Genomic DNA, 11,409 nt, shown 5'->3' on the forward strand with positions numbered 1-11,409 from the left:
TTCGGATATGTTTTCGAACCCCTGATAAGGCGAGATCTCCCCACGCTACCTATAGCAAACGACCCCGACACGAGCCTTAGAGCGCGCCGACCACGCTTTCCGCCAACCGCAAATCCAGCGGGGTGGTGATTTTGAACGCCATGGGATCCCCCTCCACGGAAACGACCGGCACACCGAACCACTCCATCAAAGACGCGTCGTCGGTGGCGACAAACGCCGGTTTCTCAGCGAGGTACTTTTCGTTCGCCCTGCGCAGCATCCGCAGGTCAAACCCTTGCGGCGTCTGGGCAGCGCGCAACGTAGACCGGTCCAGGGTCTCTTCGACAATCTCCCCCGAAACCCGCTTCACAGTGTCCGCCACCGGCACCACGGGCACCACCGCAGGGGCGTCGCAAAGCACCGCGTCAACCACGCGCGAAACCATCGCCGCGGGGGTTAACGCGCGGGCAGCGTCGTGGACGACCACGCAGGCGTCGTCAAGCGAAACCGCTTTGAGCGCCGCGAAGATGGAGTCCGCGCGCTCCGCACCCCCATGCACGAACTGGACCTCGTAGCCGGCCAGGAGCCCGCGGGCGCGCGTTTCCATCGACGGGCTGACCACTACGACAACGTGGTCGACGACCTCGGACATCGTCGCCACGGAGCGCTCGAGCAGCGTCCGGCCACCAAGTTCCACATATGCCTTGGGCACTTCGGCGCCCAGGCGGGTCCCCAGCCCGGCGGCGGCGACGACCGCCACGGTTTCGAGGCGCAATTTACTTGCCGTCGTCCTCGTCGTCGAAGGAGAGGTCGTCCAGATCCACCTCGTCATCGTCTTCGACCTGGCCCGGGTCCACGGAAATTCCGGCCTTGACCTGCTCGTCGATGATGGCCTGGATCTGCTTGTCCATCTCCTCGACCTTCTTCTCGTCCACCGGCTCCGCCAACGCGAGCTCGCCGACGAGAATCTGGCGCGCCTTACCCAGCATGCGCTTTTCACCTGCGGAAAGGCCCTTGCCCTGGTCGCGGCGCCAGAGGTCGCGGACAACCTCCGCGACCTTGTTGATGTCGCCGGACGCGAGGCGCTCCTGATTGGCCTTGTAGCGGCGGGACCAGTTGCCCGCCTCCTCCACGTCGGTCTCGCGCAGCACGGAGAACACCTTCTGCAGGCCTTCCTCGTTGACCACGTCGCGCACACCGACTAGCTCGGAGTTCTTCACCGGAACGCGCACTTCAAGGTCCGAGTGGAGAATCTGCAGCACCAGGTAATCGAGGGTCTCTCCGCGCATCTCGCGCTGCTCGATATCGGCGATGCGGGCCGCTCCGTGGTGCGGGTACACAACCACTTCTCCGACCTTGAATTCCATTGCGGCTCCTTGCGTCGTTAGGCGAAGTTCAGACCCCAACACCCTACCACCCCGCATTTCGCTTATCGACGACCAAAGGTCGGCTCGCCCAATAGGGGGAGCAAGTGGGAAAACTTGCTGTGCAGACGCTAGAGTATTGCGGAGGAAACCCTCGAATGAGTTTGATGATGGAGGACACCCCGTGAAGTCCCTGAAGCGCGTCGCTGCCGCCGCCGTCGCTGGCTGCGCCACCCTGGCCCTCGTTGGCTGCTCCGCCGGCCAGATCACCCAAACCTCGAACCAGGTTGCGGCCGTTGACGGCGCTAGCGCCTCCACCGAGGACGGTTCCGTCGCCGTGCAGGACGTGACCGTGGTGCTCGCTGAGGACGGCCAGGCCGCCCTGAAGTTCACCGCCACCAACCAGGACACCGCGATGAAGGACCACACCCTGAAGTCCGTCGACGTGGACGGCCAGAACGTGACCATCTCCGGCAACTCCTCCATCGCCTACAACTGCGCGCTGGTTGCGGATTCCAAGGACGGCCTGGAGCGCATGCCGCAGGACAAGAACGACAACTGCATCGAGTACACCGCGACCACGCTGGCGAACGACGACTTCGCCTACGGCGGCAACGTGCCGGTGACCTTCAACTTCGACACCGGCTCCCTGGATGTCGTGGCAACCGTGTCCGCCCCGACCCTGGCTTCCGGCCAGGTGGACCGCGAGGTCTAAGCTCCCCCCCCTTCTTGCGAAACCGCTGGTTTAACCAGCGGTTTTTTCGTGTTCGAACACCGTGTCGGGGCCGTGTTATACGGTGTGGCGCATGGCAAAGAAACCCCGTGTGATCCACACCTGCACCGAGTGCGGCTACTCCTCCCCCAAGTGGCTCGGCCGCTGCCCCGAGTGCGGGTCTTGGGGCACGCTCCAAGAGGAAGCGCCGGCTGCTTCAGGCCCGGTGAAGAAGTCCTCGCTGACACCGTCAGCTCCCGCGAGCCCGATCACGAAGGTCGAGGCTACAGCGACGAAGACTGTCAAGTCCGGCATCCGGGAGCTGGACCGCGTGCTCGGCTCCGGTGTGGTGCCCGGCTCCGTGGTGCTGATGGCGGGCGAGCCCGGTGTGGGCAAGTCCACGCTGTTGCTGGAGGTGGCGTCGCGCTGGGCAAAGCAGGGGCGCAAGGCGCTCTACGTCACGGCGGAGGAATCTGCGGGCCAGGTCCGGGCCCGCGCCGAGCGCACGGAGGCGCTGGTGGACACGCTGTATCTGGCCGCCGAGTCCAACCTGGACGTGGTGTTTGGGCACGTGGAGCAGCTGAAACCTTCGTTGCTGATTGTGGATTCGGTGCAGACCATGCACGCCGCGGGCGTCGAAGGCGTCGCCGGTGGCGTGGCGCAGTCTCGCGCGGTCACTGCGGCGCTGACCACGCTGGCCAAGACCACGAACATCCCGGTGCTGCTGGTGGGGCACGTGACCAAGGACGGCAACGTCGCCGGCCCGCGCGTGCTGGAACACCTGGTGGACGTGGTGTTGAACTTTGAGGGGGACAGGCAGTCGTCGCTAAGAATGCTCCGGGGCATTAAGAACCGCTTCGGCGCCACGGACGAGGTCGGCTGCTTCGAGCAGACCTCCGGCGGCATCCGGGAGGTGCCGGACCCGTCGGGGCTGTTCCTGTCGCACCGCGGGCAAACGCCGGACGGGTCCGCGGTGACGGTGGCGATGGACGGCGTGCGCCCTATCCTCGCTGAGGTGCAGGCGCTGACCGTGGATCCGGTGAACAAGAGCCCGCGGCGCGTGGTCACCGGCCTCGATTTCAACCGGGTGCCCATGGTGCTGGCAGTGCTGCAGGCTCGCTGCGGGGAACGCACGAACGACAAGGACGCCTATGTGGCCACCGTCGGCGGGGTGAAGATCACGGAAACGGCCACGGACCTCGCGGTCGCGTTAGCAACGTGGTCGAGCCTGCACGAGAAGCCGCTGCCTGCGAAAACGGTGGTTGTGGGTGAGGTGGGGCTGGCGGGAGAAATCAGGCGGGTGCCAAACCTCGGCCGCCGCCTCCAGGAGGCGGCCCGCATGGGTTACACCAGCGCGATCGTGCCCGCCGGAGAGAAGCTGTCTATCGACGGCCTGACGGTCCGCCCCGTCTCCACCCTCGCGGAGGCGCTGTCCTTGCTAAGTTAGGTGCCATGAAATCGGGGGAAATTCAGCGGGCCATTCATGTGCTCCGCGAACACACGGCAGATTCAGACCATGTAGTTGCAGTAATTGAGACGGCGACGTTTCTTTTGCGGGGAGGGTTGCACGACCAGGCGTTGGGGCTGGTGTCCGGCACGGAGCCGTTCATTGAGCATCCGGCGGAGGCAATGGGCGCCCTCGGGGAGTTCTTCGCGGCCGCGACGGAGGCTGGGCTGGGGCAACGTTTCCTCGTGCGGTTCACGTCGCCGCGGTGGCCTGGCAGGGACCCGCAGGTGGCGTCGCTGGCGAGGGCGTTCGGGGGAAGGTCACGGGAGGTGGACGTGCCACCGCTCGACCTGGCGGTTTTTGCGGACACGGTGGTGTTTTCGTTGTCGTCCCCCGTCGGGGTGCACCTGCCGGAGCCGGACCAGCTGGTGGAGCAGGTGATGGTGCTGCAGGAGCTGGACCTGGGCTCAGAGCTGGCCCGCCAGATTTTCGATGCAGCCGGCGCGGTGGCGTTCCACCCGTCGCTGGATTACGTAGTGGTGTTCCAGCTCGCGCTGCTGGCGGACGAAGCGCGGCGGCCCCTGGACACCTTGGCGTTTCTGGATGCGCTGTCGAGGTTGCCGGAGCGAATTTGTCCTGGCATGGAAGAGATCGACCTGGCGCTGGTCAAGGCCGCGAATTACATGGACTTGGGCGCGATGCGCGACGCCGCGGCGTGCCTGCTGCTGGACACCGCTGGTGCGGACGCGGACACCGCGCTGCGCCGGTACTCGCAGGTGTTGCGCAGGCTGCTTCGCTCCGACGAGTTCGACGCCGCACTATATCTGGTCTCCCCCACCCAGGAGATTGTGGACGCTGGCGAAGGATCGCCGTGGTGGCGCCTGCAAGGGGCGTCTGCGGTGGCGCAGTGGGTCGCCTCCGCGGCCGACCCGGGGTTCGGCGAGCTGTGGCCGTCCGCGCGGGGCCGGCTGAAAAACACGTTCACCGAGTACGTGGAAAGCGGGGCAGCGGACGGTCTGGGTTCTCAGTACGTCGGCAACGTGGTTACCGCGCTGCAAAAAACACAGCGCGCGGCGGAAGCGGTGGATCTGTCGTCGTGGGCGCTGCCGGTCGCCGCGAAAACACAGGACCCGCGGGAAACCCTGTTTACGCTCTGCGACAACGCGGTGTCGCTGTTTTGCTGCGAGCGCTTCGAAGAATCCGCGCTGGTGCTGGAGTCCGTGCACCAGCGGGCGCGCGAGGCAGGCGACGCGGAGGCCATGGGCTGGGCCGTCAACTACCTGCGCGACTTCGGTGTGTTCTCGGGCTTGCCCGCGTACGCGCAGGCGCTCGAGCGGCTTAGGTGATGTTGAAGGGGCTTGCGTCGGAGGCGTTGTCCCCGATCACGCCGTGCAGGAAGTAGGAGCCGGCCTTCACTTCCGGGCGGTTGTCGCACTGTCCCGGCTGCGATGCGGTGACGGACCAGCGGGCCTCCCAGCGTCGCTTCTCGCCCGGCGCGAACTCGACGTTGCCTGCCGCCACCGGCGGGTAGCAGTCGGTGTCGGACCAGATGCGGTCGTTGGTGGCCATGTCGTAGACCTCGAAACGCAGCAGGTTGTCATCCAGGTTGATCACGCAGTCGGTGTCCGTGGGGTTTTTCACCTCCATGTAAAACACCGGCTGCACCCCGATGGCGTACGAAGGCTGGTTGCTGGAGGCGTGGGTCTCCAAGTCCGCCAGCTCGCAGCTGCCCTTCTTCACAGGAGCGGCGACGGTTTCCTCACTCGGCTGGGTGGAGCTGGGCGTGCTCTCCTCGGAAAGCTGCACCGTCGGCTCGGTGGCCAGGGTGGTGGACGGTGCTTCTGACACGGTCTCGGGGGTGTTTTCCGTCTCGTCGGTCTTGCCGCTGCGGGCGAACGCGGACAGGCCCCACACCAACAGCGCCACAATCACCAGCAGGATGACGAGGGCCGCCACGCGGCGGCGCATGTAGATCTCCGGAGGCAGTGGGCGCTGGTTCGACATGCCTATAACTTAATCGCCGAAGTTTTCGTAGGTGGTCTCGACACGGCCGTCGGACAGGCGGTAGCGCGCACCCACCACGCCCACGGTCTTGTGCGTCAGCCCGGAAATGACGGACGGGATGCGGGCCACCAGGTGCTCTGCGCCGTTGCGTGCGTGCGCCTGCTCCACCTGCTCGCCGCGGGTTTTCGCCTCGGCGACGGCCGGCGAGATCTTCTCCACGAACACGCGCGTCAAGCCGGGCGGGATGTCGCCGGAGCTGAGTGCTTCCACGGCTGCCCCCACGGCGCCGCACTTCTCATGGGCGAGGAAGAGCACGAGGTCGACACCGAGGCCGTCCACCGCAAACTCGACGGACGCCGACACCGCGGAGTCCACGCAGCCGCCGGCAGTGCGGATGACGAAGATGTCGCCGAAGCCGGCGTCGAAAAGCAGCTCAATTGGCACGCGGGAGTCGGAGCAGCCCACCACGACGACTGCCGGGTTCTGGCCGGAGGTGAGCTGCTGGCGGGTTGCGGGGTCGCGGCGCGGGTCCGCGGTGTTGCCGGTGGCGAAACGCTCGTTGCCTGCTTTCAGCAGCTCCCACACTTCGCGGGGTGTGGTGGCGGCCTGGAGATCGGTCACATTAGTCATGACCGCTATTGTTGCACGCATTGTGACGAAACTGTGCCCAAACAAGGTCATCAATTGGTACCGCTCCAACGCTCGCAAGCTGCCGTGGCGAAACTCGTCGACGTCTCCGTGGGGCGTGCTGCTTAGCGAGGTGATGAGCCACCAAACCCAGGTTGAGCGCGTCGCCCCCATCTGGCAGGAGTGGATTGAGCGCTGGCCCACCCCGGCAGCGTTTGTGCAAGCCGGCACGGACGAGATCCTGCGGGCCTGGGGCAGCCTGGGCTACCCGCGCCGGGCGCTGCGGCTGAAGGAGTGCGCGCAGGTGATTGTGGATGAGCATGGCGGGGAGGTACCGGAGGACGTCGATAAGCTGCTGGCGCTCCCCGGGATCGGCGACTACACCGCGCGGGCGGTGGCGTGCTTCGCGTACGGGAAAAACGTGCCAGTTGTGGACACGAATGTGCGGCGCGTGGTGGCCCGCGTGGAGCGCGGCGAGGCGCTCGGGGCGCCCGGCAAGAAGGAAATCGAGCAGGTTGCGGCGCTCTTGCCGGAGCAGAATGGCCCCGAGTTTTCTGTCGGGCTGATGGAGCTCGGAGCACTCGTGTGCACCGCGCGGGCGCCGAAGTGCGAGGAATGCCCGGTGCGCGCTGAGTGTGCGTGGCTCGCGGCCGGCAAACCGGAAGCCGAAGTGAAGAAGCGCTCGCAGCGCTTTGTTGGCACCGACCGTCAGGTGCGCGGCAAGATCATGCGGTTGTTGCGGGAGTCCGACAGCCCAGTGGAGCAAAAGCTTATCGACGACCTCTGGCACGACCCCGCACAGCTTTCCCGCGCGCTATTTTCACTGCTCGAAGACGGTCTGGCAGAGCAGGACGAGAAGGGTTACTTCCACCTGCCGCGGTAGTGCAGCCCGCCGGGTAGCTTCACGTACACGCCGCCGCGGGAGTTGAAGGTGACCGGCCCGATCTTCTTCGACGCGGACACACCGGACTTGGAGTAGTTGAGCCAGCTGCCGTCGCTGATCTTTTGGCGCTTGCGGTACTGAATTCCCATGGACGGGAGCTTACACTGCTTCCCATGCGTAAACGGTGGTGTCTTTTTGCTGTCCCGCTCCTGATTTGTCCCTCTGCGCACGCTGAGGATTTGAGCGCGGAATCGCTTTCTTCCCTGTCTTCGGTAGGTTCGTCGACCTTCGAGGTGATCGGTGACGCGTCGTCGCTCTCGTCTGTCCCAGAGATGTCTTCGCAGTCGCTTGACGGCGCGGCAGGTAACACTCCTGGAAAGCTCGACGCGAAAAAGTGGGTGCTGGGCACCAACGGCAAGCGCATCCGCTACACCTCCGTCAACGAGCGCGGCGAGAAGGTGCCGGTCACCGGCGCGCTATACGACCGTCCGTTTGCAAAGGGCCTGATCGTTCTCGCCCCCGGCACGCGCGGCCTGGGCGACCAGTGCGCGCCGTCGGCGGCGTCGTCGATGCTGTCCTCCCTCGGCCCGGGCGGCACGGTGAACATCAACTACGAGGTGCCAATGGTGCAGATGCTTCTCGACGACGGCTACCGCGTGGTAGTCACCGACTACATGGGCCTAGGCACCGACGGCCTGCACACCTACCTCAACCGCGTCGACCAGGGCCGGGCAGTGATTGATGCTGCCCGCGCCGTAGCCAAACGCGGCGAGAAGGTGGCGTTCTGGGGCTACTCGCAGGGCGGCGGCGCAGCTGCGGCGGCCGCGGAGCTGGTCGGCGACTACGCCCCGGAGCTCAACGTGGTTGGTACTTTCTCTGGAGCTCCCCCGGCCGACCCCCTGGGCGTGCTGCAGCAGGCGTCCGCACCGATGCTCACCGCAGTGGCGGGTTTCGCCGCCGCCAGTTACTCGGAGACCTACCCCGAGTTCCACGAGGCGATCCAGGAACACCTCACCGACGACGGCAAGGCCCTGCTGGAGGATCTGAAAACGTCGTGCGTTATCGATGCGTCGATGAACGCCCCGAAGATCACCGACGACATGTTCGTCGACGCAAAGACGTTCGCAGACATCGCGGAAGAAGACGAGCGCATCGGCAAATACCTCGAGCACAACAAGCTTGGCAAGGTGAAGCCGAACGCGCCGATTATGGTGCTGACCAACCCGGACGACGACCTCGTCCCGGAGCCGCAAGCCACCCAGCTGGCTGAGGACTACTGCGCACTCGGCGCCGAGGTGGAGTACCGCCGCGTGGTTGTACCGGGCTCGCCCACGCAGCCCTTGTCGTCTGGCCGCCGCGAGCTCACTCCGCGCGCCCCGGGTTCCGGTCACGCGCTGCCGCTGCTGCTGCAGACCGACAACGTTGCGGACTGGCTGTCCGACCGTTTCAAAGGCAAGCCCATGAAACAGGTCTGCCCCTCCGACCACCCCGAGTACGAGGTGGTGGAGGGGCTCAACGCCGTGGAGATCACCGCTATCGTGTTCTCCGTGCTGGGCACTCTCGGCGCCCTGGGCTTGTGGGCTTACGCTTACACCGGCTCGGGGCCGTTGCCGTCCTTGCCCTCGTTGCCTTCGCTGCCCTTCTGATCGTCCTCGGCGGCGTCGCGCTCATCCGGGAACTCTGATGCCTCGGACTCCGGCTGGGTGCGCTCCGGCTCGATGTCGCGGACTTCGTCCTCCGGCTCCACGTCGAAGGCCTCTGCAGGCAGCGGGCGCGGGCGCGGGGTGAAGGTGAACTTCGCGTCCGGCGCGGCCTTGCCGCGTTCCTTGCGTGCAGCCTCGACGTCGCCGTCCCAGCCCTCGACGTCCGCGGTGATGATCTCGCCGGCGCCGATTTCGCCGAACAGGATCTTCTCCGACAGGATGTCCTCGATCTCGCGCTGAATCGTGCGGCGCAGCGGGCGCGCACCCAGCACCGGGTCGAAGCCACGGACCGCGAGCAGGTTCTTCGCGTTCTCGGTCAGCTCGATGCCCATGTCCTGCGCGGCCAGGTTCTTGTCCACGCGGCCGATGAGCAGGTCCACCATCTTGACAATCTCGTCCTGATTGAGCTGCTTGAACACCACGATGTCGTCGATTCGGTTCAAGAACTCGGGGCGGAAGTGCTTCTTCAGCTCGTCGTTAACCTTGCCCTTCATGCGCTCGTACTGCGCCTCGGCATCCGTGGCGGTGTCACCCGTGAAGCCTAGGCCGACCGGCTTGGAAATGTCGGCGGTGCCCAGGTTCGAGGTGAAGATCAGCACGGTGTTCTTGAAGTCCACGTTGCGGCCCTGGCCGTCGGTGACGTGGCCCTCTTCGAGCACCTGGAGAAGCGTGTTGTAGATCTCCTTGTGCGCCTTCTCGATCTCGTCGAAAAGCACCACGCTAAACGGCTTGCGGCGTACCTTCTCGGTGAGCTGGCCGCCTTCTTCGTAGCCGACGTATCCCGGAGGTGCGCCGAAGAGGCGCGAGGCAGTGAAGCGGTCGTGGAACTCGCCCATGTCCACCTGGATCAGCGAGTCGTCGTCGCCGAAGAGGAACTCCGCGAGCGCCTTGGACAGCTCCGTCTTACCTACACCGGACGGGCCGGCGAAGATGAAGGAGCCGGACGGACGGTTCGGGTCCTTCAGGCCGGCACGGGTGCGGCGGATGGAGCGGGAGACAGCCTTGACTGCTTCGTCCTGGCCGATGATGCGTTTGTGCAGCTCATCTTCCATGTTGAGCAGACGGTTCGACTCGCTCTCGGTGAGCTTGAACACCGGGATGCCGGTCCAGTTGGCCAGCACGTCCGCGATCTGGTCCTCGCCGACCTCGGCAATTTCCTCCAGGTCGTCGGAGCGCCACTTCTTCTCCTTGGCGGAGCGCTCCTCCCCCAGCTTGCGCTCGGTGTCGCGCAGGCCGGCGGCCTTTTCGAAGTCCTGGGCGTCGATCGCCGCTTCCTTTTCCTTGCGAACCTCGGAGATGCGGTCGTCAACCTCGCGGAGGTCCTCCGGGGCGGTCATGCGCTTGATGCGCATGCGGGCACCGGCCTCGTCGAGAAGATCGACGGCCTTGTCCGGCAGGAAACGGTCGTTGATGTAGCGGTCCGACAGCGTCGCTGCCGCCTTGAGGGCGTCGTCGGTGTAGGACACGCGGTGGTGCGCCTCGTAGCGGTCGCGCAGGCCCTTGAGAATCTGCACGGTGTCTTCCAGGCTCGGCTCGTCCACCTGCACCGGCTGGAAGCGGCGCTCGAGGGCCGCGTCCTTCTCAATGTGCTTGCGGTACTCGTCCAGCGTGGTGGCACCGATGGTCTGGAGTTCGCCGCGCGCCAGCTTCGGCTTCAGCAGCGAAGCCGCGTCGATGGCACCCTCCGCGGCACCCGCGCCGACGAGGGTGTGAATCTCGTCGATGAACAAGATGATGTCGCCGCGCTGGTTGATCTCTTTGAGCACCTTCTTCAGGCGCTCCTCAAAGTCGCCGCGGTAACGGGAACCCGCCACCAGGGAACCCAGGTCCAGGGAGTAGACCTGCTTCTCCTTCAGCGTCTCCGGGACCTTGCCGTTGGCGATGTCCAGGGCAAGGCCCTCAACCACGGCGGTCTTACCCACACCGGGCTCGCCGATGAGCACCGGGTTGTTCTTGGTGCGGCGCGACAGCACCTGCATGACGCGCTCGATCTCCTTGTCGCGGCCGACAACCGGGTCGAGCTTGCCTTCCTTCGCGGCCGCGGTGAGGTTGCGGCCGAACTGGTCCAGCACCAACGAGTTGGAGCGCTCGCCGCCCTGCGGGCCACCACCAGCGCGCGGACCCGCACCGGCACCTGCGAAGCCCGGCTGGCCCTGCTGCGGGGACTCCGGGTTCTGGCCCTCGCCGCCCTCGTAGCCGGACAGCAGCTGGATAACCTGCTGGCGCACGCGCGGCAGGTCCGCGCCGAGCTTGATCAGCACCTGGGCCGCCACACCGTCGCCCTCACGGATGAGGCCGAGCAGCAGGAACTCGGTGCCAATGTACTTGTGGCCCATCTGCAGGCCCTCACGCAGGGAAAGCTCCAGCACCTTCTTCGCGCGCGGGGTGAACGGGATGTGGCCGGTCACCGGCTGGGTGCCGTGGCCGATAATGTCGATGACCTCGCGACGCACGTCGTCGAGGTTGATGCCCATGGACTCAAGCGCCTTCGCTGCGACGCCCTCGCCCTCCTTGATCAGGCCGAGCAGGATGTGCTCGGTGCCCATGTAATTGTGGTTGAGCTCGCGCGCCTCCTCCTGTGCAAGGACGATGACGCGACGGGCCCGGTCGGTAAACCGCTCGAACATGTGGCTGACCCCTTCTTTCCTAAATCAGTTGTCCACCACCATAACGCCGGGGTCCGACATCAC

General features: G+C 65.7%; 11 protein-coding genes. 5 read left to right on the top strand and 6 right to left on the bottom strand.

What is annotated here, in order from left to right; translation table 11 throughout:
- Nucleotides 1-76: 76 nt before the first annotated feature.
- Together ispD and CIHUM_RS09365 are read right to left on the bottom strand one after the other, a co-directional pair.
- Nucleotides 77-811 carry a 2-C-methyl-D-erythritol 4-phosphate cytidylyltransferase gene (ispD, locus tag CIHUM_RS09360; RefSeq protein ID WP_051106511.1) on the bottom strand — a complete coding sequence of 245 codons (735 nt, stop codon included), beginning with the start codon at nt 809-811 and terminating at the stop codon, nt 77-79.
- Nucleotides 756-1,346 carry a CarD family transcriptional regulator gene (locus CIHUM_RS09365; protein ID WP_035000071.1) on the bottom strand — a complete coding sequence of 197 codons (591 nt, stop codon included), beginning with the start codon at nt 1,344-1,346 and terminating at the stop codon, nt 756-758. Before CIHUM_RS09365 ends, ispD begins: the two co-directional genes overlap by 56 nt.
- A gap of 181 nt (nt 1,347-1,527) precedes the next feature.
- Here CIHUM_RS09365 and CIHUM_RS09370 point away from each other — a divergent pair, with 181 nt between their 5' ends.
- The 3 genes from CIHUM_RS09370 to CIHUM_RS09380 all read left to right on the top strand — a co-directional run bounded on the left by CIHUM_RS09370 (nt 1,528) and on the right by CIHUM_RS09380 (nt 4,848).
- Nucleotides 1,528-2,058: a hypothetical protein gene (locus CIHUM_RS09370; protein ID WP_035000073.1), complete on the top strand. Its 531-nt coding sequence runs from the start codon at nt 1,528-1,530 to the stop codon at nt 2,056-2,058.
- 91 nt (nt 2,059-2,149) lie between these two features.
- Nucleotides 2,150-3,502, top strand: a complete 1,353-nt coding sequence (gene radA, locus CIHUM_RS09375) for a DNA repair protein RadA (protein WP_035000074.1) — start codon at nt 2,150-2,152, stop codon at nt 3,500-3,502.
- A gap of 104 nt (nt 3,503-3,606) precedes the next feature.
- Complete coding sequence (locus CIHUM_RS09380; protein ID WP_273680208.1) at nt 3,607-4,848, top strand: hypothetical protein; 1,242 nt, start codon at nt 3,607-3,609, stop codon at nt 4,846-4,848.
- Here the strand turns inward: CIHUM_RS09380 and CIHUM_RS09385 are convergent.
- Both CIHUM_RS09385 and CIHUM_RS09390 read right to left on the bottom strand, forming a co-directional pair.
- Nucleotides 4,841-5,506, bottom strand: a complete 666-nt coding sequence (locus CIHUM_RS09385) for a hypothetical protein (protein ID WP_035000076.1) — start codon at nt 5,504-5,506, stop codon at nt 4,841-4,843. The two genes, CIHUM_RS09380 and CIHUM_RS09385, sit on opposite strands and share 8 nt — an antisense overlap.
- Nucleotides 5,507-5,515: 9 nt before the next feature.
- Nucleotides 5,516-6,136 carry a carbonic anhydrase gene (locus tag CIHUM_RS09390; RefSeq protein ID WP_035000077.1) on the bottom strand — a complete coding sequence of 207 codons (621 nt, stop codon included), beginning with the start codon at nt 6,134-6,136 and terminating at the stop codon, nt 5,516-5,518.
- Between CIHUM_RS09390 and CIHUM_RS09395 the strand changes: the two genes are divergently transcribed.
- Complete coding sequence (locus tag CIHUM_RS09395) at nt 6,135-7,016, top strand: HhH-GPD family protein (RefSeq protein WP_035000078.1); 882 nt, start codon at nt 6,135-6,137, stop codon at nt 7,014-7,016. The genes CIHUM_RS09390 and CIHUM_RS09395 overlap by 2 nt on opposite strands.
- Here the strand turns inward: CIHUM_RS09395 and CIHUM_RS09400 are convergent.
- On the bottom strand, nt 6,995-7,165 hold the full coding sequence (locus CIHUM_RS09400; RefSeq protein ID WP_074432070.1) for a DUF4236 domain-containing protein: 171 nt from the start codon (nt 7,163-7,165) through the stop codon (nt 6,995-6,997). The two genes, CIHUM_RS09395 and CIHUM_RS09400, sit on opposite strands and share 22 nt — an antisense overlap.
- Before the next feature lie 90 nt (nt 7,166-7,255).
- On the opposite strand from CIHUM_RS09400, the gene CIHUM_RS09405 reads away from it, so the two are divergent.
- Nucleotides 7,256-8,662 (top strand): alpha/beta fold hydrolase, encoded by a 1,407-nt coding sequence (locus CIHUM_RS09405; RefSeq protein ID WP_158293379.1) that lies wholly within the window; start codon nt 7,256-7,258, stop codon nt 8,660-8,662.
- Here the strand turns inward: CIHUM_RS09405 and CIHUM_RS09410 are convergent.
- Nucleotides 8,605-11,346: an ATP-dependent Clp protease ATP-binding subunit gene (locus CIHUM_RS09410; protein WP_035000080.1), complete on the bottom strand. Its 2,742-nt coding sequence runs from the start codon at nt 11,344-11,346 to the stop codon at nt 8,605-8,607. The two genes, CIHUM_RS09405 and CIHUM_RS09410, sit on opposite strands and share 58 nt — an antisense overlap.
- Nucleotides 11,347-11,409: the final 63 nt, after the last annotated feature.

Origin of the sequence: Corynebacterium ihumii, assembly GCF_028609825.1 — a bacterium.
GTDB lineage: Bacteria > Actinomycetota > Actinomycetes > Mycobacteriales > Mycobacteriaceae > Corynebacterium > Corynebacterium afermentans.